Consider the following 22,343-nt stretch of genomic DNA (forward strand, 5'->3'; position numbering starts at 1 on the left):
CTTACCAACGGGTCTTTTCGCCGGGTGCAGCCGGTTCGATTGCCAGCGCATGGACGCCGGCTTGCAGCTCCGCTGCGAGCAATTCGTTGACGGCGCGGTGGCGGTCGATGCGGCTCATGCCGGCAAAGACGGATGAGACGATGCGGACGCGAAAATGCGTCTCGCCCGTGCCGTCATAGGCACCGTGATCGTCGGAGCCGTGGTGGTGATGACCGGCATGAAGGTGGCTTTCATTGACGATCGCCAGCCGCTCCGGCGAAAACGCCTTGTTCAGCTTGTCTTCCATCGTCGCCTGTATGGACATCGCCATCTCCCTTCACCATATCTGCAAGGCGTGATCGGGAAATCGGGATCGATCCCGCCGGGCCGCCTCAAAAATCGCCATTCGCCCTGCTTTATGCCGCGATTCAGCGGTTAGGGCGATGATCGCGAAAATGTCAATTCTTGTTTCGCACGTGCGAACAGCCCATAAATGGGTGAGATGAAACCGTACCCCAAATATTTCGAGAAAATTCGGGTCCGTCCCGACAAGGATGCGGAGCTGAAGTCGCACTCGCCGATCTGCCAGTGGGACGGCTGCAAGGAGGCCGGTACCCACCGGGCGCCGGTCGGACGCATGAAGGAAGGCGAGTATTTTCAGTTCTGCTTCGATCATGTGCGCGAATACAACAAGGGTTTCAACTACTTCTCCGGCGTGCCGGACACCGAGATAGCCCGCTTCCAGAAGGAAGCGATGACCGGCCACCGGCCGACATGGAAGATGGGCGTCGCCGGCGCCTCGACGCGCTCCTCGCCCGATTTCGCCCAGCAGCGTTCCGGTCGCGCCGGCTATTACAACCGCATGCGCGATCCTTTCGACCTGTTCAAAGGGCCGAAGGACCCGCGCGAGGCGCGCGAACGCAAGGCCAAGCCGCTTGAGGCCAAGGCGCTGGAAACGCTTGGCCTTGATACAAAGGCGACTGGCAAGGACATCAAGGCGCGCTATAAGGAACTTGTGAAGCGCCACCATCCGGATGCGAATGGCGGCGATAGAGGTTCGGAAGACCGGTTCCGCGATGTGCTGCAGGCCTATCGCGTGCTCAAGCAGGCGGGTTTGTGCTGAGCAACCTAACGGTTCGTGTCGTTTTCCAACTTTCATAAGGGTGGAAAAGGCTCTAAGACCGCCCCCGGACAAAATCGATTGCCGGCGAAATCAGGCATTTCGCCCGTGGAGACTTGGATAGAGATGAACAAGGTCGATCGCGACATCGCCAATTTGCCCGACACGACGGTGTCGGTGAAAGACAAATTCGGCTTCGAGTCCAAGATGGTGGTGCCGGCCTATTCGGTAACCTCGGAACATGTGCCGGACATCGATCCGGACTATCTGTTCGACAAGGCAACGACGCTGGCGATCCTTGCCGGCTTTGCCTACAATCGCCGCGTCATGGTGTCGGGGTATCACGGCACTGGCAAATCGACGCACATCGAACAGGTCGCAGCCCGCCTGAATTGGCCCTGCGTGCGCGTCAACCTCGACAGCCATGTCAGCCGTATCGATCTCGTCGGAAAGGACGCCATCGTCGTCAAGGACGGCCTGCAGATCACCGAATTCCGCGACGGCATCCTGCCCTGGGCCTACCAGCACAATGTCGCGCTCTGCTTCGACGAGTACGATGCCGGCCGTCCGGACGTGATGTTCGTCATCCAGCGCGTGCTGGAATCGTCGGGCCGCCTGACGCTGCTCGACCAGAGCCGGGTCATCCGCCCGCATCCGGCGTTCCGCTTGTTTTCGACCGCCAACACCGTTGGCCTCGGCGACACCACCGGCCTCTATCACGGCACGCAGCAGATCAACCAGGCGCAGATGGATCGCTGGTCGATCGTCACCACGCTGAACTACCTGCCGCACGACAATGAGGTGAACATCGTGCTGGCCAAGGCCAAGCACTATCGCGACGGCAAGGGCAAGGACATCGTCAACAAGATGGTGCGCGTCGCCGACATGACGCGCTCGGCCTTCATCAATGGCGATCTGTCGACCGTGATGAGCCCGCGTACCGTCATCACCTGGGCCGAAAATGCCGAGATCTTCGGCAATATCGGCATGGCGTTCCGGCTGACCTTCCTCAACAAATGCGACGAGCTGGAGCGTTCGGTGGTGGCCGAGTTCTACCAGCGCGCCTTCGGCGAGGATTTGCCCGAGAGCGCCGCCAACGTGGTGCTGGGCTGAGCAGAGCCTCGATGGCGGGTCCGGGCGACAACACGCGCAACAAGTCGAAGACGGGGTCTGAAGCCGACAGCTTCAAGCGTGCCGTCACCGTCTGCATGCGCGCCATCGCCGGCGACAAGGAGCTCGAAGTCGGTTTCGCCAAGGACCGACCGGCGCTCGCCGGCAGCCGCGCCCGTCTGCCCGAACTGCCGAAGAAAGCGTCCAAGACAGACATCGCGATTACTCGTGGCCTGGGCGATTCCATGGCGCTGAAGCGCGCCTGCCACGATCAGCGTATCCACACCAAACTGGCGCCGGAAGGCAAGCTGGCGCGCTCGATCTATGACGCCGTGGAACAGGCCCGCGTCGAGGCGATCGGCAGCCGCGCCATGCAGGGCGTCGCCGACAATATCGGCTCCATGCTGGAGGACAAATACGCCAAGGCCAACCTTGTCGACGTCAAGGACAAGGCCGACGCGCCGATCGAGGAAGCGCTGGCGCTGATGGTGCGCGAGAAGCTGACCGGGCGGCCGATCCCGAAGAGCGGCGAGCGGCTGGTCGAACTCTGGCGGCCCTGGGTCGAGGAGAAGGCCAAGGCCGATCTCGACGGACTGTCGGCCAAGCTCGGCGACCAGCAGGCCTTCGCCCGCGTCGTGCGCGAGATGCTGGCGTCCATGGAAATGGCCGAGGAACTCGGCGACGATCAGGAGACCGAAGACTCCGAGGACAATGACGAGAACCAGCCGCAAGGCGAGGAGCAGAGCGAGGAGGGCGGCGAAGAGGATTCCGGCTCCGAGCAGTCGCAATCCGAGGATGCCGAGGCCTCGGCCGACGACGAACAGTCGTCCGAGACTGAGGCCTCCGACGCCACTGCCGACGATCTTTCCGACGATGACGATGCGGACGCCGAAACGCCGGGCGAGGCGCGCCGTAACGACAACCCGTTCGCCAACCTGCCGAAAGAGATCGACTACAAGGTTTTCACCACCGCCTTCGACGAGACCGTCGGTGCGGAAGAGCTGTGCGAGGAAGAAGAACTCGACCGGCTGCGCGCCTTCCTCGACAAGCAACTGGCCAATCTCTCCGGCGTCGTCGGACGGCTCGCCAACCGGCTGCAGCGCCGCCTGATGGCGCAGCAGAACCGTTCCTGGGATTTCGACCTCGAAGAGGGTTATCTCGATCCGGCACGCCTGGTTCGTGTCGTCATCGACCCGATGCAGCCGTTGTCGTTCAAGCAGGAGCGCGACACCAAATTCCGCGACACGGTGGTGACGCTGGTGCTCGACAATTCGGGCTCGATGCGCGGTCGGCCGATCACGGTTGCCGCCACCTGTGCCGACATTCTGGCGCGCACGCTGGAGCGCTGCGGCGTCTCGGTCGAGATCCTCGGCTTCACCACGCGGGCGTGGAAGGGCGGACAGGCTCGCGAGAAGTGGCTGAAGGACGGCAAGCCGCCGAACCCCGGCCGGCTCAACGATCTGCGCCACATCATCTACAAATCCGCCGATCATCCGTGGCGTCGCGCCCGGCGCAATCTCGGCCTGATGATGCGCGAGGGCCTGCTCAAGGAAAACATCGACGGCGAGGCGTTGTTATGGGCGCACAACCGGCTGATCGCCCGGCCCGAACAGCGCAAGATCCTGATGATGATCTCGGACGGCGCGCCGGTGGACGATTCGACGCTGTCGGTCAATCCTGGCAACTATCTCGAGCGGCATCTGCGCGCCGTCATCGAGCTGATCGAGACGCGCTCGCCGGTCGAGCTGCTGGCCATCGGCATCGGCCACGACGTTACCCGCTATTACAGGCGCGCCGTCACCATCGTCGATGCCGAGGAACTGGCCGGCGCCATGACCGAGCAGCTGGCCTCGCTGTTCGCCGAGGAAAACGTGCGCGATACACGCCGCGGCGGCTACCGGCGCGCCGGATGATTTTTTTGCGCGGCGGGTTTCGGCAGATGCTCTTCGCGGTCACTGCCTTGTTCGGCATGGCGTTTGCGCCGGCCATCGCCGCCGGCCCAAGCGCGGTCGAGCCGGTCGAAGTCTCGGCGCGGCCGATCACCACCTTCCATATCGGCAGCGCCGACAAGCAGTTTGGGCCGCTGGAATTCGTCGGCGGTCTTGAGATGAACTCGACGACGCGCGATTTCGGCGCGCTGTCGGCATTTCGGTTCGTCAAACCCGGCAGCGATTTCATCGGCGTCGCCGATACGGGCTTCTGGTTCTTCGGCTCGATCACCCATGATGCCGACAAGCGGCCGTCCGGCATCCAGAATTTCCGCATGCAGCAGATGGTCGATGAGAAGGGCCGGCCGATCGACAAGAAATGGGAAGTCGATGCCGAGGGCCTTGCAGTCAACGACGGCATTGCCACCGTCGGCTTCGAGCGCGGTCACCGCGTCGCCCAGTTCAAGATCGACCCCAGCAACATGACTGCGCCGTTCAAGCAACTGAACTTCCTGGTTCCAGCCCGGGAACTGCGGCAGAACCGCGGTTTCGAGACCGTCACCCACGCCAATCCCAACGGCCAGCACGCGGGCGGCCTCGTCGTGGTCTCGGAAAAGAGCTTGGACAAGGCTGGCAACATCTATGCCGCCATCATCGAAGGGCCGCACAAGGGCGTCTTCACGGTCAAGCGCAACGGTGATTTCGACATCACTGACGGCGCCTTCCTGCCGGATGGCGACCTGCTGCTTTTGGAGCGCAGTTTCTCGATGGCCGGCGGTGTCAGGATGCGGCTAAGGCGCATCTATGGCGAAAGCGTCGAGAAGGGCGCGGTTGCCGACGGGCCGGTGCTGATGGAATCCGACATGGGCTACCAGATCGACAATATGGAAGGACTCGACGTTTGGACCCGCGATGACGGAGCGCTGATGGTGTCGCTGATCTCGGACGACAACCACTCGATCCTGCAGCGCAACCTCTATCTGGAATTCATCCTGCACCAGGATTGAGAGCCCTAAGGCTTGGTGGCGATCCAGATGACGTGGCGCGCGCCGCGCTTGCCATTGGCGCGCGTCTTCACCTCGTCCACGACAAAGCCCGCCTGCTTGAGCCTAAGTGTGAAGCCGGCATCGGGGCCTTGCGACCAAACAGTCAGCACGCCCCCGGGCCTGAGCGCTGCACGCGCCGCGCCGAGGCCGGCAGCGCCATAGAGGGCGTCGTTGCCCTTGTAGACGATGCCTTCGGGGCCATTGTCGACATCGAGCAGGATGGCGTCCCAGGCTGCCTCGTCGGATCTTATGATGTGCCCGACGTCGGCTTCGCGAATCGTCACACGGGGATCGTCGAGACAGCCGGCGAAGACCGCCTCCATGGGGCCGCGCGCCCAGGCGATGACGGCGGGGACAAGCTCGGCAACGGTGATGCCTGCGTCGGCGCCCATTTGGGCAAGCGCAGCGCGCAGCGTAAAACCCATGCCGAGGCCGCCGATCAGGATTTTCGGTTGGGCGCGGCCGCCGATCTTTTCACAGGAGAGCTTGGCCAGCGCTTCTTCGGAGCCGCTGAGGCGGCTGTTCATCAACTCATTGGTGCCGAGCATGATCGAGAATTCGCTGCCGCGCTGCTTGAGGCGCAGTTCCTGTCCGCCGTCAGGCGTTTTGGCCGAGCCGAGCTGGACCCAGGGAATCACGGCCTAGACAGCCACGGCCGGCTGGCTCCAGTGGGCGGCGAGCAGCCGGTACGGGATCAGGGCCACAACAGCGATGATCAGCTTCACCGAGACGTCGCCCAGCGCCCAGGAGACCCAGCGCATGGACTCGACCGGCAGCACGCCCATCAGCGGCGCCGTCTCCAGCGCAAAGCTGTCGTTCGGGCCGGCAAAAGCGAAGGCGGCCGAAAAGGCGATGCTGAAGAATACCAGGGTGTCGAACACCGAGCCGACCAGCGTGCCGACGATCGGCGCGCGCCACCAGCTCTGCCGGCGCAACCGGTTGAACACGGTGACGTCGAGCAATTGCGCGCAAAGGAAGGCCGCGCCCGAAGCCGCGGCGATGCGCACCAGCCGGTCGGCTGATGTCTCGAACTCGATCAGGCCGTGGCGAAACAGGAAGGGCGGGACGAGGATCGAGCAGACCACCGCAGTCATGAAGCCGACAAGGACGATGCGGCGCGCCACGGTCGGGCCGTAACGGCGGTTGGCAAGGTCGGTGACCAGGAAGGAGAAGGGATAGGTGAAGGCACCCCAGGTCAGGATGTCGGCCAGCGACAGACCGCCGACCTGGCCCTGCATCGGGAACTGCACGAGGATGTTCGATGCCACGACGACAAGCGCCATGGCGGCCACAAAGGGCAGATATCGCGAGAAGGAAGTCATTTTTTTATCCTGGGTAATGGAACCAGCCAGGCGCTAGCCGAAATCCGGATCGCGCTGCCTTGCAAATTTGAGCATCGGATTGCTCCGATGCTGCTGCCTTAGAAGTTTTGAGCATCGGATTGCTCCGATGCTCAGGGCGGTCGTCCCCCGCCTTGATATCGTTAAGCGGCGGGCTGGTCGGCCAGCTTCTTGGCGATCTGCTTCTTCAACAGGCGCGCGCGCTGCGACAATTCCTTGGCGTCGGCCTTGGCCAGGAAGGCGTCGAGGCCGCCGCGATGCTCGACCGAACGCAGCGCGTTGGCCGAAATGCGCAGGCGCACATTCTGGTTCAGCGCTTCCGAAATCAGCGTCACATTGACGAGGTTCGGCAGGAAGCGGCGCTTGGTCTTGTTGTTGGCGTGGCTCACATTGTTGCCGGTCTGGACTGCCTTGGCAGTGAGTTCGCAGGTGCGGGACATGGTTCTAACCTTCAGTTCTGTCTAAGCCTGCCAAACCTTGTTCGCCCGCGCCGGGTGGCGCGCGGTTTCAGTCAGGCGGCCTTATGGAAAAGTTGGCGTTCCTTAGTTGCATTTCGCCAATGCGTCAAGCTCCGGCTTGCCCACGACTGTGACGAGCGTTTCACATAAAGGCCGGAATTCTGCCTATAAGCGGTCGGACAGGGACATTTCAAGCCGGAGTCGCCCGCCTCCGGTTAAAAAAATCAAGGACCGAGCCCGCCATGCTTCGCCCGTCACGTGCCGTTGTCGCCATATTTGTCGCCGCCTTGCCGACATCAATCCTTGCCGCCGCGCCCCCAGCCACCGCACAGTCCTTCAAGGGCGAATACACGGTGTCGTTCCTCGGCCTTTCCGTGGCCAAGGCGACATTTTCCAGCCACTACGAAGGCGATAGCTATTCCATAGACGGCACCGTCTCCAGCGCGGGTCTCGCCACCTTGTTCGACGACACGAGCGGCACGATCTCGTCAAAGGGCAAGATCCTGGGCAAGCAGATGCAGCCGCAGGTATTTCGCGCCGATTATAAGTCCGGCAAGAAGGCTTCCATGGTCGATATCCGCTTTGCCAATGGCGCGGTTACAGCCACCCAGGTCATTCCCGAGCCGAAAAAGCGCAATCCCAAAAACTGGATACCGCTGGGCAGCAACGATCTGGCATCGGTGCTCGATCCGATGGCGGCTACCGTCATCCATGCTGACAGCCTCGACCAGGTCTGTGGGCGCAAGGTGAAATTCTATGACGGCGAGATGCGCGCCGACCTGACGTTGACCTACGCCTCGAAAGGATCGATCTCGGTCAAGGGCTACAAGGGCGACACCGTTACCTGCAAGATGAGCTTCGAGCCGGTGGCAGGCTACCGCAAGGGCCGCAAGGCGCTGAATTACCTGAAGAAGAAGAGCCAGATGATGGTGACGTTTGCACCGCTCGGCCAAACCGGCATATATGCGCCGATCCACGCCACGGTCGGGACGCAGATCGGCACCTTGACTGTCAGCGCGGGGCGGTTCGAAGCTACTGAATAGACGCGCCCACCCGAATAGAATGGGGCGAGTCGCCGGAGACGGGCATGGGGCGCGCAACACTGATCGGTTTCTCGGCGGTCGCCATGTGGGCGCTGCTGGCGTTGCTCACCGATGCGTCGGGCGCCGTGCCGCCATTCTTGCTCTCGGCCATCACCTTCACCATCGGCACCGCAGTCGGGCTGGTTGCCCGGCTGTTCATGCCGGCGACCGATAAAAGCCTGAAGATCCCACGCCAGGTCTGGGTGATCGGCATTGCCGGACTGTTCGGCTACCATTTCTTCTATTTCACCGCGCTGCGCAACGCGCCGGCGGTGGAGGCAAGCCTGATCGCCTATCTGTGGCCGCTGCTGATCGTGCTGGGATCAGCGCTGATGCCGGGCGAGAAGCTGGCCTGGAACCATGTCGTGGGCGCGCTGCTCGGGCTCGCCGGGACCGTGCTGATCGTCACCAAGGGTGGCGGCCTCGCCTTCGATGCTCGCTACACCTTCGGCTATGCGATGGCGGCCGTGTGTGCGCTGCTGTGGTCGTCCTATTCGCTGCTGTCGCGGCGCTTTCCGGCGGTGCCGACCTCGATCGTCACCTGGTTCTGCGCCGCCACGGCAGCCCTGTCCCTCATCTGCCATCTTCTGCTGGAAAAGACGGTGCTGCCCGATGGCCCCGGCCAGTGGCTGTCGGTGGTTGGTTTGGGGTTGATGCCGGTGGGTGCTGCCTTCTACGCCTGGGATATCGGCGTCAAACGAGGCAACATCCAGGTGCTCGGCGCGGCAAGCTATGCGGCGCCACTGCTGTCGACATTGGTGCTGATCGCGGCGGGCGTTGCCGAGCCGTCGCTGCGTATCCTGGCGGCCTGCGTGCTGATCACCGGCGGCGCGGCGCTGGCGGCGAAATCGTTGTTCCTGCGCAAGGCGGCAACGGGTGGAGCAAGCGCATGACGATGCCGTTTGCCGGCGGCATTGACGCCAATGCCAACGCCACATTGATTTTTTCGCTGGTGGCGGCGGTGATCTACGCCCTCACCCTGGATATGCGGCCGACGCTGGCCCGCTCGGCGGCAAAGACGCTGTCCGTGGCCATGCTTGCGGCGCTGGCCTTCATGCAAGGTGGGCAGCTGTTGCTCGTCGCGGCGCTGGCGCTCAGCGCCGTCGGCGACGCCTTCCTGTCGCGTGACGGCGAAAAGGCCTTCCTCGGCGGGCTGGCCAGCTTCCTTGCGGCGCATGTCCTCTATGTGCCGCTCTTCCTGCGCAGCGGCGGCGGGCTGGATGTGCTCAGCACCGAGACATGGCGCGGCGCCATCGCGCTGGCCATGGCGGCCTTCGCAGTCGTCATGCTGGCAGCACTCTGGCGCCGTGTCAGTCCCGGCCTGCGGGTGCCGATCGCCGTCTATATCGCGGCCATTCTGGCGATGGGCATCTCGGCGTTGACGCTCGACAATCCGTGGGTCATCGGCGGCGCTGTTATGTTCATGGCATCGGACGGGCTGCTTGCCGCGAGAAATTCCTGGTTCCGGCAATAGCACCCTATCGCGCCGGCATCCGTTATGCGGTCTGGGTGCTGTACTACGCCGCCCAGCTCTGCATAACTCTTGGTTTTCTTCTGGCCTAAGGCTGCCAGCCCGGCTCGGCCATTTCAAACGCGGCGAAGTCGAAGCCCGGCGCCACGGTGCAGCCGACCAACGTCCATTCGCCGAGGCTGCGCGCCGATTGCCACCAGCCGGCCGGCACGACGATCTGCGGCCGCTCGCCCGCCGCAAGCTCAATGCCGAGCACCTGCTCGATCACCTGGTTAAGCATTGGACTACCTTCCTCGCACATCGACAGCGCCAGCGGCGCTCCGGCATGGAAGTGCCAGACCTCGGCCGCGTCCTTGACCCGGTGCCAGGCCGAAATCTGGTCCTGTTCAAGGAGGAAATAGATCGCCGTCGAATGGCCACGCGCGCCACCGGCGCCGTCGCGAAAGGTCTCGGCATACCAGCCGCCTTCCGGATGCGGCTTGAGGCCAAGCATGGCGATGATTTCAGCGGCGCTGGTCATGGCTGATCCCGGAACGATGCTCAGAAATTGTCCTTGCGCTTGCGGATTTCCGCGAACACTTCGGCGTCGGAGGCCTCCTCCATACCGAGATGCTTGCGGATCGCCGGGTCGTGCCAGCGCAGGAACGGATTGGTCGACAATTCCTCGCCGATCGTGGTCGGCAGCGTCGCCTTGTTGTCGGCGCGCAGGGTCTCGATCTTGGCGGCGCGTTCTTTCAGCGCCGAATTGGTCGGGTCGACGGTCAACGCAAAGCGGGCGTTCGAAAGCGTATACTCATGGCCGCAATAGATGACTGTGTCCGCCGGGAGTGCGGCGAGCTTCTTCAGCGACTCATACATCACCGGCGGCTTGCATTCGAACAGCCGGCCGCAGCCGAGCGCGAACAAAGTGTCGGCGGTGAACGCCACTTTCGAGGCCGGAAAATGATAGGAGACATGGCCCGCAGTGTGGCCGGGCGTGGCGATGACATCGGTCCGCTCGCCGCCGAGATGGACGACCGAGCCTTGCCCGACGGTCTCGTCGATGCCGGGGATCTTTTCCCTTTCAGCCTCCGGTCCGACGATGCGCAGCTTGAAGCGCTCCTTCAGTGCCAGATTGGCCTCGACATGGTCGACATGGTGGTGGGTGGTCAGGATCATCGTCGGCTTCCAGCCGGTACGCTCGATAGCGGCAATGATCGGCGCTTCTTCGGGAGCGTCGATAATGGCGGTCTCGCCGCTTCTCGGGTCATGCACCAGCACACCGAAATTGTCGCTGCGGCACATGAACTGTTCGATTTCGACGGGCATTGGCATCTCTCCATCTGTTGGCGCAGACATAGGGCGCTTGGCCCCCGATGTCACTCTAGCTTTGCAGAACGTGGCGGCTTTGTTGAACTTGGGCGGCATCGCAGCTACCGTCCCGCGCATGCATTCCGATATCGTCGATCTCCGCTCCTTCTATTCGACCACGCTCGGCCGCCTGGCAGAACGCTCGATCACCATGGCGCTGTCGTCGATATGGGCAACAGTGCCCAACGAGCGGCTGGTCGGGCTCGGCTACACTCTGCCGTGGCTGGAGCGGTTTGGCACCGATGCCGAGCGGGTGTTTGCCTTCATGCCTGCCACGCAAGGGGCCGTCGTCTGGCCGGCGAACGGACCGACGGCGACGGCGCTGGTCTTCGACGAGGAACTGCCGCTGGTCGATTCCTGCATCGACCGCATGCTGCTCGTGCATTCGCTCGAACATGTCGAAAACCCGCGCGAGACGCTGAACGAGATCTGGCGGGTGCTGTCGCCGGCAGGGCGCGTCGTCATCGTCGTGCCCAACCGGCGCGGTGTCTGGGCAAGGTTCGAGCACACGCCGTTCGGCAGCGGCCGGCCGTTCTCGCGCGGCCAGCTGACAGAATTGCTGCGCGAGGCGAATTTCACACCGGCTGCCTGGTCCGACGCGCTGTTCTTCCCGCCATCGCCGCGGCGCTTCATGATGCGGTTCCACAATGTGCTGGAGCGCGCCGGCCGGCGGTTCTGGCCGATCTTTTCCGGCGTCATCGTGGTCGAGGCGCAGAAGCGGCTCTATCAGGGCGTGCCGGTCGCGCAGCGCGCTTCGCGCCGTGTCTTCGTGCCGGTGCTGTCGCCGCACGGCGCCACCCGGCTTGGCCGCCGGGCGGAAGGGGTGACATCGACGACGCGTCAGGTGACACCTTCGTGATCATCATGAAAACTGGTGTTGCGTGGGTTTTTCCCACCTATCTGTCGCAGATGCATTCGCGGTCCGTTTGAGCGGCGGATGCCTTCAAGTCTCTCCATCTGGTTTCAGCAACGCTTCTGAACGCAAGGACCTCGTGCATGGCTGATCAACCGGACAAGTCCGCCACCGCTCAGCCGGTAACCGTCGAAGCCAGCAGCCTGCGCGATCAGGTGGCGACGATAAAACGGGCGCTGATAGGCTCACCGGTGCGCAAGTGGCTGGTCTGGACGTCGGTCGGCATTATGGCGGTCATCGTCGCGACGTCGATCGGCCAGGTTCTGCTCAACCGCTGGAACCAGCCTTTCTACGATGCGCTGGCGCGTCGCGACATGGCGGCCTTCCTGCATCAGCTGATGATCTTTGCCGTGATTGCCGGCACGCTGCTGCTGCTCAACATCGCTCAGACCTGGCTCAACCAGATGATCCGGCTGAAGCTGCGCGAGGCGCTGACGCTCGACCTGATCGACCAATGGATGCGGCCGGCGCGGGCCTTCCGGCTCGCCAATGCCGGCGCCATCGGCGTCAATCCCGACCAGCGCATGCAGCAGGATGCTGCGCATCTGTCCGATCTGTCGACGGACCTCGGCGTCGGCCTGCTGCAATCCTTCATCCTGCTGGTGTCGTTCGTCGGCGTGCTTTGGCAACTCTCGTCGGGCTTCGTCTTCCACATCAACGGCTGGTCGCTGGCGATACCGGGCTACATGGTCTGGGCCGCGTTCCTCTATGCCGGCATCGCCTCCTGGCTGAGCTGGCTGGTCGGGCGGCCGCTGATCCGCCTCAACAGCGACCGCTACACCCGCGAGGCCGAGCTGCGTTCCGGGATGGTGCGCGTCAACGAGAATGTCGACGCCATCGCGCTCTATCACGGCGAAGCCGATGCCAAGAGACGGCTCGAAATCGACCTTGGCACGGTGCTGGGCGCGATGCGAAACATCTACAAAGCGCAGATCAACCTGTCCTGGGTGACCGATACCTATGGCTGGATCACCGTGGTGGCGCCGATCCTTGTGGCATCGCCGGTCTATTTTTCAGGCGATATCAGCTTTGGCGGGTTGATGATGGCGGTCGGCGCCTTCAACCAGGTGCACTCGTCGCTGCGCTGGTTCATCAACAATATCGGCGGCATCGCCGACTGGCGCGCCACGCTGATGCGCGTTGCCGACTTCCGCATTGCGCTCGATGAAACCGATGTGCTGCACGACAAGGAAAAGCGCATCGAATTCGGCGATAACGCCAATGGCAGCCTGACCTTCGAGAAGCTCCAAGTGGCCTCGCCGGAGGGCTGCACCAAACTTTCAGACAGCCATGTCGAGATCCATCCCGGTGAGCGCGTCATGATCACCGGCGACCCAGGCGCCGGCAAGACATTGTTCTTCCGCGCCATTGCCGGCCTTTGGCCCTGGGGCAGCGGGCGGATCGGCTTGCCGGCCGGAGAAACGCCGATTTTCGTGCCGCGTGTTCCGTATTTTCCTGCCGGCACGTTACGCGAAGTGCTGCATCCGAATGGCTCGGCGCCGGCTGGCGATGCTGATTTTGGGGCGGTGCTGGCCGAGGTCGGCCTCGAGCGGCTGTCATCCTCGCTCGACCGTTCCGCACGCTGGGAGCGTGAACTCAACGATGACGAACAGCGGTCGCTGGCCTTCGCCAGGCTGGCCTTGCGGCAGCCGAAATGGGTGATCATCGACGAAGCGATGGACGCGTTCGATGGTCCTTCGCTGCGAAGGGTACTGTCCATGCTGGAGAAACGCCTGCCGGAAACCGCGATCCTCAACATCGGGCGCGGACTGCACAATGGTCATTTCTTTCCACGCGCATTGAACATCGTGAAGGATACGGGTGCTGCGCCACTGAAACCCGCCCGAGTCAGGACCGGCGCCATCGACCCGCCGCCGAAAGCGGCCGTGCGGCGAAAGAAGTAGAAGGGGCTTTATTTCGCCGCGATCGCGGCGAAGATTCACGGGTCGAAACGTCCGTGGTGCGGCCATGCTCGATGCGCTCAGCCTGCTTGCCTGCCTTGCCTGCACCACGCCCGTGGCTGCCCCGGCCGTTGCCGTGGATGTCGAACTGGTGCTGGCCGTCGACATCTCACAGTCGATGGACGAGAGGGAGTTCGCGCTGCAGCGCGCGGGCTATGTCGAGGCGCTCAGGCATCCCGATTTCATCAAGGCCGTGCGCTCGGGAACCACCGGGCGCATCGCGCTTGCCTATTTCGAATGGGCGGGCGTCGTGCGCGAGGATGGCGTCATCGCGTGGCAGGTGATCGACAGCGCAGAGAGCGCCAGCGCCTTCGCCGACAGAATAGAAGCGCGGCCGTTCCGCAGCTTTCGCGGCACCTCGATTTCCGGTGCGCTTGCCTTCGGCGCCGGGCTGTTCGAGGGCACGGGGTTCGATGCGCCACGCAGCGTCATCGACATTTCCGGCGACGGTCCCAACAACACCGGGCCGCCCGTCGCCACGACACGCGATGCCGCTGTAGCCAAGGGTATTGTCATCAACGGCCTGCCGATCCTGATCAGCCCGTCGCCGACCTTCAGCCATCTCGACCAGTATTATGACGAGTGCGTCACCGGTGGGCCCGGCTCCTTCGTGTTGCCGATCTATGCGGCCTCGGAGTTCGCCACCGCCATACGCCGCAAGCTGATCCTGGAGGTGAGCGGCATCGCCGATGCGACCGTGGTCCCGATCGATGCGGCCGCACCCATGGACTGCCTACAAGGCGAACGCGACCGGCGGCTATATTCCGACCCATATCTGCCGGAACTCGACAAATGAGGTTTGAGGCAGTTCGGAGGGGAAAGTCGCTGCGCGGCTTGCCGGCAAACTTCAGGCCGGCCGTGCACCGTATTTGTCGCGAAATTCGGCATAGAGATCGCGGCGCCAGCGCCGGCCGCCGACATAGCCACGCAACAACTGCGGCAGCGAATAGCCAAGCGCCTTCGACGACCGGTTGGCCATATAGCCGGAGAACGCCTGCGAAACCCTGCCCTTGAGCGCATCGGCGATGAGCTGCCGGGCGATCATGTAAGGCGGAATGTAGGGGTAGCGGTCGGCGATATAGGGGTGCTTGTCGATCAAGCTCGCATAGGCTTCGACATAGCCGTCCCGGCGACCGGAGATCGAATTCTCCGAGTTGTACTTTTTCCAGTCGATCACTTCGGACAGCTGCGCGCCGCTGCGACGGGCAAAGCGCAGCAACAATTCGCGATCCTGCATGCGCGTGACGTCACTGTCGTAGCCGCCGATGGCCAGCAGCGACTCGCGCCGGGCGGTGATTGCCGACCCGGCAATGAAGATGGTCTGCGCGACAAGGGCCCGCTCCAGCGAGTCGCGGCTCAGCAGCGCCTCGCGGTTGACGCAGTTGGTGCGGCGATTGCCCTTCAGCGACACGAAGGAACTGATCAGCACTTCGAGCGAGGGATTGTTGTCGAACTGCTCCAGCGTCCGCGCCAGGCGATCCGGCAAATAGACGTCGTCGGAATCGAGGAATGTCACCACCGGCGCCTGCGCCCGCTCGATGCCGGCATTGCGGGCGGCATTGGCGCCGCGCCATTTCGAGCCAACATAGATCAGCCGTGGATCGCGGATTTCGGCAAGTGCGGCTGCCGTACCGTCGGTCGAGCCGTCATCGACGACAATGTGTTCGAACCGGGGAAAATTCTGCGCCAGCACGCTCTCCACGGCGCGCACCACCTTGCTGCGGCGATTGTGCGTCGGTGTGATCACCGAGATCAGCGGAGCGAGGTCGGTAGCCTTGGACATGTTGCTTCGATTGTGCCCCGAAATGCCTGGAGGCCGGAGGTTTTGATGGTCGCCGTCCAAGCCTTACCCCAGGATGGCATTCGATTCGACGCTACAAAAAACCAGCGGCAATGTCATCACAAACTGTTGAGCCAGGACGCCGGTAAGCCGGCCGATTACCCCAGACGTAATCGACCGATGGCCATCATGTCTGCAGATTGCGCCAACGAAGCCGGTCGTCGGGCTTCGATCTCACAGGGAGTTCAGCCATCGCCGCCTACGCCGTCGCCCATATGCGTCAAGTCACAATGGGCCCGCAGATTGTCGAGTATCTGCAGAGGATCGACGCCACATTGGAGCCGTTCGGCGGCCGCTTCCTTGTCCACGGCGGCGACATGGACGTGGTCGAAAACGAATGGCCCGGGCATCTGATCGTCATCGAGTTTCCGGACAGGGCGCATGCGTGGGGCTGGTACGATTCATCAGCCATCGGGAGATTCTGGCCTTGCGCACCGACAACTCCCACGCCGATGTGATCATCGCCGATGGCGTTCAGCACCCGCACAAGGCGACGGACGTGCTGGAATAGGGGCAAACTACCGCTTCAGCAAGAACACCGCTTGCTGGCCGAAGAAATTCCAGAACCACCATGGCATCGACAGGCCGATCTTCTGGCCGTTGCCGTCGAGCGCGGTGGCTTTCTCGACCGAAGCGCCGAGTTCCTCGACCAGGTTGACGAAGTCGCGGATGGTGCAGAAATGGATGTTGGGCGTGTCGTACCAGGAATAGGGCAGGTCCGCGGTCACCGGCATCCGGCCCTTGACGAACAGCGACAGCCGCACCCGCCAGTGGCCGAAATTGGGGAAGGAGACGATGGCGCGGTTGCCGATTCGCAGCAGCTCGTCGAGCACCAGCTTCGGGTTGCGGGTCGCCTGCAGCGTCTGTGACAGGACGACGAAGTCAAAACCCTTGTCCGGATAGAATTCGAGGTCGGTGTCGGCATCGCCCTGGATGACCGAGAGGCCGCGCGCAACGCATTCATTGACGCCGCGCTGTGACAGCTCCAGCCCGCGGCCGTCGACCTGCTTGGTCTCCTGCAGGAGTTCGAGCAGCAGGCCGTCGCCGGAGCCGACATCGAGCACCCGCGACTGCGGCGGTATCAGGTTGGCCACGACTTCGAGGTCGACGCGCTGGCTGCCATTGACGCTCATGAGGCGAGCCCCCTTGCGCGGGCCGCCGAGCCGATGAAGCCCTTGATGGCGGCAAACAGTTCGGGTTCATCGAGCAGGAAGGCATCATGGCCGCGGTCGGTGTCGATCTCGACGAAGGAGACTGAGGCGCCGGCGGCGTTGAGCGCATGCACGATCGAGCGGCTCTCCTCGGTCGGGAACAGCCAGTCCGAGGTGAAGGACACCAGGCAGAAGCGGGTCTTGGTCCCGGCAAAGGCATCTGCCAACCGGCCGCCATGGTCGGCGGCGAGGTCGAAATAATCCATCGAACGGGTCATGTAGAGGTAGGAGTTGGCGTCGAAGCGGTCGACGAATGTCATGCCCTGGTGGCGCAGATAGCTTTCGATCTGGAAATCTGCGTCGAAACCGAAGGTCAGCGCTTCGCGGTCCTGCAGATTGCGGCCGAATTTCCGATGCAGGGCGGCTTCCGACAGATAGGTGATGTGGGCGGCCATGCGCGCCACGGCGAGCCCCTTTTCCGGGCGCTTGCCGTGCTCGAAATATTTGCCGCCATGCCAGTCCGGATCAGCCATGACAGCCTGGCGGCCGACCTCGTGGAAGGCGATGTTCTGCGAGGAATGGCGTGCGCCTGTGGCGATCGGCAGGGCTGAGAAGACGCGCTCGGAATAGCATGACGCCCATTCCAGCACCTGCATGCCGCCCATCGAGCCGCCGAGCACGCAAAACAGCTTCTCGATGCCGAAATGGTCGACCAGCATCAATTGCGCCCGCACCATGTCGCGGATGGTGATGATTGGCAGGTCGAGGCCGTAGGGCTTGCCGGTGGCGGGATTGGTCGAGGCCGGACCGGTGGAGCCGAGGCAGCCGCCGATGACGTTGGAGCAGATGACGAAGAAGCGGTTGGTGTCGATGATCTTGCCGGGACCGATCAGCACTTCCCACCAGCCGGGCTTGCCGGTCACCGGATTGGTGTTGGCGACATGCTGGTCGCCGGTCAGCGCGTGGCAGACCAGGATGGCGTTGGTGCGGGCATCGTTGAGGGTGCCATAGGTGTGGTAGGCGATCTGGAACGGCGACAAAAGCGTGCCGGCGTCGAGCTTCAGCGGCTTGTCAGGGCCAAAACGCAACACCGGGCTCGACGGGCTGTCGGCCTCGTTGTTGGTTTTTGTAGCGCGGAGCGCGGCCATGTGACTCTCCTTGCCCGCCGTCAGGCAATAAAAAAACCGGCAATGCGATCACAAAGCCGGTTACGTCACGCAAACGGCCCTTTAGCGAGTTGTTTAACGTGGCTGCAAGCCGACCGGCCAAATCACCACGGAACTGTTGCGTTCTTCTAGAACTCGTGCGGCCCGGCGTCAACGGCCAGCTATTGCCCGCCTCTCGACATTCGCGGCTACGGCTTGTATTTCCGCTGCGGCCTCCGGACGGAGGCATTCTCGATGGATTTGCGACATGGACAAGACAGCGGACAAGGCACGGCCGACGCCCCGCGCGGGCATTATGGACATCGACGCCTATGTGCCGGGCAAGAGCACGGCACCGGCCGGCGTCGCCAAGGTACATAAATTGTCGTCGAACGAGAACCCGCTCGGCCCGTCGCCGAAGGCGATCGAGGCCGCGCGCGAAGTGGCTGGCAAGCTCGATGTCTATCCCGACGGCACCGCCCGCCGGCTGCGCGAGGCGATCGCCGAGGTGCATGGCCTCAACCCGGCAAACATCATCTGCTCCAACGGTTCCGACGAGATACTTGGCCTGCTGGCGCAGACCTATCTTGCGCCAGGCGATGAGGCGATTTTTACTGAACATGCCTTCATGGTCTACAAGATCTACATTCAGTCGGCGGGGGCCAAGCCGGTTGCTGTGAAGGAAACCCAGGAGCGCGCCGATGTCGACGCGATCCTGGCCGCGGTGACGCCGCGGACCAAAATCATCTTCCTCGCCAATCCCAACAATCCGACCGGCACCTATCTGCCGTTCCAGGAGGTCCGCCGCCTGCATTCCACGCTCCCGGGCAACGTGCTTCTGGTGCTCGACGCGGCCTATGCCGAATATGTCAGGCGCAATGACTACGAGGCAGGTATCGAGCTGGCGGGCAGCGCGCAGAATGTGGTCATGACCCGCACCTTCTCCAAGCTCGGCCTTGGCGGCGCGCGCATCGGCTGGATGTATGGCCCACTGCACATCGTCGATGCCATCAACCGCATCCGCGGCCCTTTCAACGTCAACGCAACAGCGATCGAGGCCGGCATTGCCGCCATCCGCGACCGCGCCCATGTCGAGCGCAGTTCGTTGCACAACGAGACCTGGCTCACCTGGTTGAATGAAGAACTGACGAAGCTTGGGCTGCGCGTGACGCCCAGCGTCGGCAATTTCGTCCTCATCCACTTTCCCGACGACAAGAAGCATTCGGCTGAGGCGGCGGACGATTACCTCACCCAGCGCGGCTATATATTGCGGCGCGTTACCGGCTATGGCTTTCCCAATGCGCTGCGCATGAGCGTCGGCACCGAAGAAGCCAATCGGGGCGTCATCGATGCCCTCACGACATTCCTGAAAAGCTGAAACAATGACAGCACCGATGTTTGAAAAGATCGCGCTGGTCGGCATCGGCCTGATCGGCTCGTCGCTGGCCCGAATCATCCGCCGCGAGGGCCTGGCCCGCCATGTCGCCATCGCGACGCGCAGCCCGGCCACGCTGGCGCGGGCGAAGGAGCTCGGTCTTGGCGAGAGCTACACCACCGACGCCAGGGAAGCGGTCCTCGACGCCGACCTGATCATCGTCTCGGTGCCAGTGGGGTCGTCGGGCGAGGTGGCGCAAGAGATCGCAGCGGCGCTGAAAAAAGGCGCCATCCTCACCGATGTCGGTTCGACCAAGGCCTCCGTCATTGCGCAAATGCAGCCCTATGTGCCGGACGGCGTGCACTTCATTCCGGGACACCCGCTGGCGGGTACGGAGAAATCGGGCCCCGATGCGGGTTTCGCCGAGCTGTTCGAAAACCGCTGGTGCATCTTCACGCCGCTGCCGGGAACCGATCCGGCCGCGCTGGAAAAGCTGTCGGAATTCTGGCGGCGCTGCGGCTCCAACATCGACACGATGGACCCGCAGCATCATGACATGACGCTGGCCATCGTTTCGCATCTTCCGCACATCATTGCCTACAACATCGTCGGCACGGCCGACGATCTGGAATCGGTGACCAAGTCGGAAGTGATCAAATATTCGGCTTCCGGTTTCCGCGACTTCACCCGTCTGGCCGCCTCCGACCCGACCATGTGGCGCGACGTGTGCCTGCACAACAAGGATGCCATCCTGGAAATGCTGGCGCGCTTTTCGGAGGACCTCGCCTCGCTGCAGCGGGCGATCCGCTGGGGCGACGGCGACAAGCTGTTCGACCTGTTCACCCGCACCCGGGCCGTTCGCCGTTCGATCATCGAGGCCGGCCAGGATATCGACGTGCCGGATTTCGGCCGCCAGGCGGTCGAGCACCCGGTGAAAAGTTAAATCTGTTTCAGACGGGCCAGGTCGCCGCGACCATGGCCATTGCCTCGTCCCTGTTTGGCGCCCCCAGCCGGCCGCCGAAGCGCTGGCACTTGAGCGCGGCCGCCGCGCTGGCAAAGCGCAACGCGTGCTCGACCGGCATGGTTTCCGCCAACGCGACAGCAAAGGCGCCGTGGAAAACGTCGCCGGCGGCCAGCGTGTCGACCGCCTTGATCTTCGGCGCCGCGATGTGGCGCACGCATCCGGCGGACCGGTCATGCCACCAGCTTCCCGCGGCGCCGCCGGTCACCGCGACAAAGGCGTCTGTGCGGCTGGCGAGGTCGGCGCAGGCGGTTTCGGGATCCAGCGCGTGGTCGCAGATAATGCGTGCAGCCGTCTCCGAAGCGACGATGTGCGAAGCCAGCGGCAACAGACGCTCCAGCACCTCCAGCGGCGCCGTGTCGGCGTCGAGGATTGCCGGGCAACCGGCGTCGCGCGCGGCGGTCAAGGCAAGAGCGGCGGCGCCCGGCCAGCGCACATCGACCAGCACGGCATCGAAGCCGGAAAGATCGGCGACAGGCACCGCCTCGGGGTCGGCCTGCGCCTTTGGGTCGTAGAAGGGCACGATGATGCGCTCGCCATGAGCGTCGACCAGGATCGCGGCCAGCGCCGAGCGGGCGCCTTCGACGCGGCGGACAAAGCCGCAATCGACGCCCTCGGCCTCGATGCCGGCCAGCAATTGGTCGCCGACGGCATCGCCACCTGCACTTGCCCACAGGAACACCTCGGCGCCGAGACGGCGGGCGGCGCAGGCAGCACTTGTCGCCATGCCCGAGGCGATCTGGATGCCGTCCGAGGCGATGAACTTGCCCTGATGCGTGGGCAGGGTTTCGACGCGCAGGATGGTATCCAGCGTGAGCGCGCCAACGCTCAGCAGTTTCACCGGTCGGTTCATGCGTCGGCTTGCTCGAGCATGATCTCTCCCCAATAGCCGTTCCCGCTCTTTGCGATCATGCTCTATCTCTTTGTTTTAACGCAATTCCGGACGGAAAACCGCTCACACTTTTCCTGGAATTGCTCTAATCGAGCGGCTTGATCTTGCCCAGCGGAATGAAGCCGAGCGAGACCTTGCCCTTCACCACCTTGAGCGGCATCGACGGTTCGTTGCCGAGCAGCGCCAGACCGGCAAAGCCTTGCTCGATCTGGCTCTTCTGCTCGGGGATTGCGGTGGCGAGGATTGCCGCCACGGCTTTGGGATCCTGCAGCTTGATCGTCAGGTCGGCATTGACCTGGCCGTTGGCGTCGACCGACACCGGGCCGGAGACGGTGATGCGCGCGGTTCCCGACGACAGATCGAGCTTGTGGATGTCGACCGCCTGGCCGCGCAGGCTCCTGGCCTGCGTCTTCATCAGCGCGACGCCGTTCTTCAGCGTCGCGTCGCCGCTGCCGTCGAGCGGCGGCAGCACGCGACCGCCGATCGCGTCGGCGTCGATCTCAAGATCGGTGAAGCTGCCGACGTAGCCGATGTCCTGGCCGTCGGGTCGCAACTCGCCCGCCGCGGTTCCGGCGCTGAACAGTGAAACCGGGTCGGTGTCGTCGGCCGGATCGGTCTGGCCGGACAAGCTCTCGGCCTGCAGCGAAATGCTGCGTGGCAAGGGCCAGGAGAGCTTGGCATTGGCCTGCAGATTGTCCCAATCGATCCATAGCGGCGCCATCCCGGGCACCGAGGTCCGCAGTGGCCCACGCAACTCGGCGGCAGGCGACAAAGGCCGGATGAGTTCTGCAACGAAGTTGAAGCTGCCTGCCGAGGCGGCAACGTTCCTGGCGTCGTCCTCGTAAGCCAGATTGTCACAGGAGATGGCAAAACTCAGGGGGTAGCCGCTGACGGTGAGGTTGGCGCAGCCGGCCTCGATGCCTTTGTCCTTGAGCGAGGCCACCGCCTTGTCGGCTTCGCTGCTGACGCGACCGGCGACATAGAACCAGACCGCGCTGTAGGCGCCGAACAGCATAACGACCAAGGCAGCGAGCCACATCAGCCGGTGGCGAAACTTCGACGGACGCTCGTCACTTGACGTCATGCTGCGGCTTTCATTAACGCGGGCGTGTTGCGGGTGGACTGTGGTTACGCAACAAGCAAAAAGACAGAAGAGCACCG

22 protein-coding genes, 2 pseudogenes and 1 riboswitch are annotated in these 22,343 nt (G+C 63.4%); of the genes and pseudogenes, 13 read left to right on the forward strand and 11 right to left on the reverse strand.

Translation table 11 applies throughout. The features are described 5' to 3' along the window. Position 1 precedes the first annotated feature (1 nt). A complete protein-coding gene (locus tag X733_RS154310; RefSeq protein ID WP_023670675.1) occupies positions 2-304 on the reverse strand; it encodes a BolA family transcriptional regulator in 303 nt (100 codons plus the stop codon). 168 nt (positions 305-472) lie between these two features. On the opposite strand from X733_RS154310, the gene X733_RS154305 reads away from it, so the two are divergent. From X733_RS154305 to X733_RS154290, 4 genes are all read left to right on the forward strand, one after another. Beyond that, positions 473-1,102 carry a J domain-containing protein gene (locus tag X733_RS154305; RefSeq protein WP_032887126.1) on the forward strand — a complete coding sequence of 210 codons (630 nt, stop codon included), beginning with the start codon at positions 473-475 and terminating at the stop codon, positions 1,100-1,102. A 123-nt stretch (positions 1,103-1,225) separates the two neighbouring features. Then, entirely contained in the window at positions 1,226-2,212 is a 987-nt protein-coding gene (cobS, locus tag X733_RS154300) for a cobaltochelatase subunit CobS (protein WP_023670677.1), read from the forward strand. Between the two features lie 11 nt (positions 2,213-2,223). Continuing rightward, positions 2,224-4,122 (forward strand): cobaltochelatase subunit CobT, encoded by a 1,899-nt coding sequence (gene cobT / locus X733_RS154295; protein WP_023685363.1) that lies wholly within the window; start codon positions 2,224-2,226, stop codon positions 4,120-4,122. Further along, on the forward strand, positions 4,119-5,144 hold the full coding sequence (locus X733_RS154290) for an esterase-like activity of phytase family protein (RefSeq protein WP_023818468.1): 1,026 nt from the start codon (positions 4,119-4,121) through the stop codon (positions 5,142-5,144). The genes cobT and X733_RS154290 overlap by 4 nt, the downstream gene beginning before the upstream one ends. Positions 5,145-5,149: 5 nt before the next feature. Here the strand turns inward: X733_RS154290 and X733_RS154285 are convergent, their stop codons facing one another. From X733_RS154285 to rpmB, 3 genes are all read right to left on the reverse strand, one after another. After that, positions 5,150-5,821, reverse strand: a complete 672-nt coding sequence (locus tag X733_RS154285) for a spermidine synthase (protein ID WP_023818469.1) — start codon at positions 5,819-5,821, stop codon at positions 5,150-5,152. 3 nt (positions 5,822-5,824) lie between these two features. Continuing rightward, a complete protein-coding gene (locus X733_RS154280; RefSeq protein WP_023818470.1) occupies positions 5,825-6,505 on the reverse strand; it encodes a queuosine precursor transporter in 681 nt (226 codons plus the stop codon). Between the two features lie 161 nt (positions 6,506-6,666). Then, on the reverse strand, positions 6,667-6,963 hold the full coding sequence (gene rpmB, locus X733_RS154275; RefSeq protein ID WP_023670682.1) for a 50S ribosomal protein L28: 297 nt from the start codon (positions 6,961-6,963) through the stop codon (positions 6,667-6,669). A 260-nt stretch (positions 6,964-7,223) separates the two neighbouring features. Between rpmB and X733_RS154270 the strand changes: the two genes are divergently transcribed. From X733_RS154270 to X733_RS01000000166115, 3 genes and pseudogenes are all read left to right on the forward strand, one after another. Then, the gene (locus tag X733_RS154270) at positions 7,224-8,024 is read left to right on the forward strand and encodes a DUF3108 domain-containing protein (protein WP_023818471.1); all 801 of its coding nucleotides are present in this window, start codon (positions 7,224-7,226) and stop codon (positions 8,022-8,024) included. A 44-nt stretch (positions 8,025-8,068) separates the two neighbouring features. Then, positions 8,069-8,956, forward strand: a complete 888-nt coding sequence (locus X733_RS154265) for an EamA family transporter (RefSeq protein WP_023714980.1) — start codon at positions 8,069-8,071, stop codon at positions 8,954-8,956. After that, positions 8,953-9,626 (forward strand): annotated as a pseudogene (locus X733_RS01000000166115) (lysoplasmalogenase). Before X733_RS154265 ends, X733_RS01000000166115 begins: the two are co-directional and overlap by 4 nt. Here the strand turns inward: X733_RS01000000166115 and X733_RS154260 are convergent. Both X733_RS154260 and gloB read right to left on the reverse strand, forming a co-directional pair. Beyond that, a complete protein-coding gene (locus X733_RS154260) occupies positions 9,623-10,054 on the reverse strand; it encodes a cupin domain-containing protein (RefSeq protein ID WP_023699114.1) in 432 nt (143 codons plus the stop codon). The pseudogene X733_RS01000000166115 and the gene X733_RS154260 overlap by 4 nt on opposite strands. Positions 10,055-10,074: 20 nt before the next feature. Then, positions 10,075-10,842 carry a hydroxyacylglutathione hydrolase gene (gloB, locus tag X733_RS154255; RefSeq protein WP_023818472.1) on the reverse strand — a complete coding sequence of 256 codons (768 nt, stop codon included), beginning with the start codon at positions 10,840-10,842 and terminating at the stop codon, positions 10,075-10,077. A gap of 118 nt (positions 10,843-10,960) precedes the next feature. Here gloB and X733_RS154250 point away from each other — a divergent pair, with 118 nt between their 5' ends. From X733_RS154250 to X733_RS154240, 3 genes are all read left to right on the forward strand, one after another. Next, positions 10,961-11,743, forward strand: a complete 783-nt coding sequence (locus X733_RS154250) for a methyltransferase domain-containing protein (RefSeq protein ID WP_023818473.1) — start codon at positions 10,961-10,963, stop codon at positions 11,741-11,743. Positions 11,744-11,880: 137 nt separating this feature from the next. Next, positions 11,881-13,701, forward strand: a complete 1,821-nt coding sequence (locus X733_RS154245) for an ABC transporter ATP-binding protein/permease (RefSeq protein ID WP_023737439.1) — start codon at positions 11,881-11,883, stop codon at positions 13,699-13,701. Between the two features lie 64 nt (positions 13,702-13,765). Continuing rightward, positions 13,766-14,554, forward strand: coding sequence for a DUF1194 domain-containing protein (locus tag X733_RS154240; protein ID WP_023704333.1), 789 nt, complete (start codon positions 13,766-13,768; stop codon positions 14,552-14,554). A gap of 51 nt (positions 14,555-14,605) precedes the next feature. On the opposite strand, the gene X733_RS154235 is transcribed toward X733_RS154240, so the two are convergent. Beyond that, positions 14,606-15,541 carry a glycosyltransferase family 2 protein gene (locus X733_RS154235; protein ID WP_023673297.1) on the reverse strand — a complete coding sequence of 312 codons (936 nt, stop codon included), beginning with the start codon at positions 15,539-15,541 and terminating at the stop codon, positions 14,606-14,608. 248 nt (positions 15,542-15,789) lie between these two features. On the opposite strand from X733_RS154235, the pseudogene X733_RS01000000166120 reads away from it, so the two are divergent. Further along, a pseudogene (locus tag X733_RS01000000166120) lies at positions 15,790-16,109 on the forward strand (DUF1330 domain-containing protein). Between the two features lie 7 nt (positions 16,110-16,116). Here the strand turns inward: X733_RS01000000166120 and metW are convergent. Both metW and X733_RS154225 read right to left on the reverse strand, forming a co-directional pair. Then, on the reverse strand, positions 16,117-16,731 hold the full coding sequence (gene metW, locus X733_RS154230) for a methionine biosynthesis protein MetW (RefSeq protein ID WP_023685353.1): 615 nt from the start codon (positions 16,729-16,731) through the stop codon (positions 16,117-16,119). After that, complete coding sequence (locus X733_RS154225) at positions 16,728-17,897, reverse strand: homoserine O-acetyltransferase (protein WP_023818476.1); 1,170 nt, start codon at positions 17,895-17,897, stop codon at positions 16,728-16,730. Before X733_RS154225 ends, metW begins: the two co-directional genes overlap by 4 nt. 61 nt (positions 17,898-17,958) lie before the next feature. Then, positions 17,959-18,036: riboswitch (SAM riboswitch) on the reverse strand. Between the two features lie 126 nt (positions 18,037-18,162). Between X733_RS154225 and hisC the strand changes: the two genes are divergently transcribed. Both hisC and X733_RS154215 read left to right on the forward strand, forming a co-directional pair. Then, positions 18,163-19,272: a histidinol-phosphate transaminase gene (hisC, locus tag X733_RS154220; RefSeq protein ID WP_023818477.1), complete on the forward strand. Its 1,110-nt coding sequence runs from the start codon at positions 18,163-18,165 to the stop codon at positions 19,270-19,272. A gap of 4 nt (positions 19,273-19,276) precedes the next feature. Beyond that, positions 19,277-20,212, forward strand: a complete 936-nt coding sequence (locus tag X733_RS154215; RefSeq protein ID WP_023735196.1) for a prephenate/arogenate dehydrogenase family protein — start codon at positions 19,277-19,279, stop codon at positions 20,210-20,212. A gap of 7 nt (positions 20,213-20,219) precedes the next feature. Here the strand turns inward: X733_RS154215 and X733_RS154210 are convergent, their stop codons facing one another. Next, the gene (locus tag X733_RS154210; RefSeq protein WP_023818478.1) at positions 20,220-21,143 is read right to left on the reverse strand and encodes a sugar kinase; all 924 of its coding nucleotides are present in this window, start codon (positions 21,141-21,143) and stop codon (positions 20,220-20,222) included. 124 nt (positions 21,144-21,267) lie between these two features. Beyond that, positions 21,268-22,266, reverse strand: a complete 999-nt coding sequence (locus tag X733_RS154205) for a DUF2125 domain-containing protein (RefSeq protein WP_023818479.1) — start codon at positions 22,264-22,266, stop codon at positions 21,268-21,270. Positions 22,267-22,343: the final 77 nt, after the last annotated feature.

The sequence above is a fragment of the Mesorhizobium sp. L2C066B000 genome (assembly GCF_000502335.1).
Taxonomy (GTDB): Bacteria; Pseudomonadota; Alphaproteobacteria; order Rhizobiales; family Rhizobiaceae; genus Mesorhizobium.

Bases quoted from the DNA above. Each gene is read 5' to 3' on its own strand.
- X733_RS154305 (WP_032887126.1), top strand. From the start codon at position 473: ATGGGTGAGATGAAACCGTACCCCAAATATTTCGAGAAAATTCGGGTC.
- cobT (WP_023685363.1), top strand. From the start codon at position 2,224: ATGGCGGGTCCGGGCGACAACACGCGCAACAAGTCGAAGACGGGGTCT.
- X733_RS154240 (WP_023704333.1), top strand. From the start codon at position 13,766: ATGCTCGATGCGCTCAGCCTGCTTGCCTGCCTTGCCTGCACCACGCCC.
- X733_RS154290 (WP_023818468.1), top strand. From the start codon at position 4,119: ATGATTTTTTTGCGCGGCGGGTTTCGGCAGATGCTCTTCGCGGTCACT.
- X733_RS154245 (WP_023737439.1), top strand. From the start codon at position 11,881: ATGGCTGATCAACCGGACAAGTCCGCCACCGCTCAGCCGGTAACCGTC.
- X733_RS154270 (WP_023818471.1), top strand. From the start codon at position 7,224: ATGCTTCGCCCGTCACGTGCCGTTGTCGCCATATTTGTCGCCGCCTTG.
- rpmB (WP_023670682.1), bottom strand. From the start codon at position 6,963: ATGTCCCGCACCTGCGAACTCACTGCCAAGGCAGTCCAGACCGGCAAC.
- X733_RS154310 (WP_023670675.1), bottom strand. From the start codon at position 304: ATGTCCATACAGGCGACGATGGAAGACAAGCTGAACAAGGCGTTTTCG.
- X733_RS154225 (WP_023818476.1), bottom strand. From the start codon at position 17,897: ATGGCCGCGCTCCGCGCTACAAAAACCAACAACGAGGCCGACAGCCCG.
- hisC (WP_023818477.1), top strand. From the start codon at position 18,163: ATGGACAAGACAGCGGACAAGGCACGGCCGACGCCCCGCGCGGGCATT.
- X733_RS154210 (WP_023818478.1), bottom strand. From the start codon at position 21,143: ATGAACCGACCGGTGAAACTGCTGAGCGTTGGCGCGCTCACGCTGGAT.
- cobS (WP_023670677.1), top strand. From the start codon at position 1,226: ATGAACAAGGTCGATCGCGACATCGCCAATTTGCCCGACACGACGGTG.
- X733_RS154250 (WP_023818473.1), top strand. From the start codon at position 10,961: ATGCATTCCGATATCGTCGATCTCCGCTCCTTCTATTCGACCACGCTC.
- metW (WP_023685353.1), bottom strand. From the start codon at position 16,731: ATGAGCGTCAATGGCAGCCAGCGCGTCGACCTCGAAGTCGTGGCCAAC.
- X733_RS154260 (WP_023699114.1), bottom strand. From the start codon at position 10,054: ATGACCAGCGCCGCTGAAATCATCGCCATGCTTGGCCTCAAGCCGCAT.
- X733_RS154280 (WP_023818470.1), bottom strand. From the start codon at position 6,505: ATGACTTCCTTCTCGCGATATCTGCCCTTTGTGGCCGCCATGGCGCTT.
- X733_RS154265 (WP_023714980.1), top strand. From the start codon at position 8,069: ATGGGGCGCGCAACACTGATCGGTTTCTCGGCGGTCGCCATGTGGGCG.
- X733_RS154215 (WP_023735196.1), top strand. From the start codon at position 19,277: ATGACAGCACCGATGTTTGAAAAGATCGCGCTGGTCGGCATCGGCCTG.
- gloB (WP_023818472.1), bottom strand. From the start codon at position 10,842: ATGCCCGTCGAAATCGAACAGTTCATGTGCCGCAGCGACAATTTCGGT.
- X733_RS154235 (WP_023673297.1), bottom strand. From the start codon at position 15,541: ATGTCCAAGGCTACCGACCTCGCTCCGCTGATCTCGGTGATCACACCG.
- X733_RS154205 (WP_023818479.1), bottom strand. From the start codon at position 22,266: ATGACGTCAAGTGACGAGCGTCCGTCGAAGTTTCGCCACCGGCTGATG.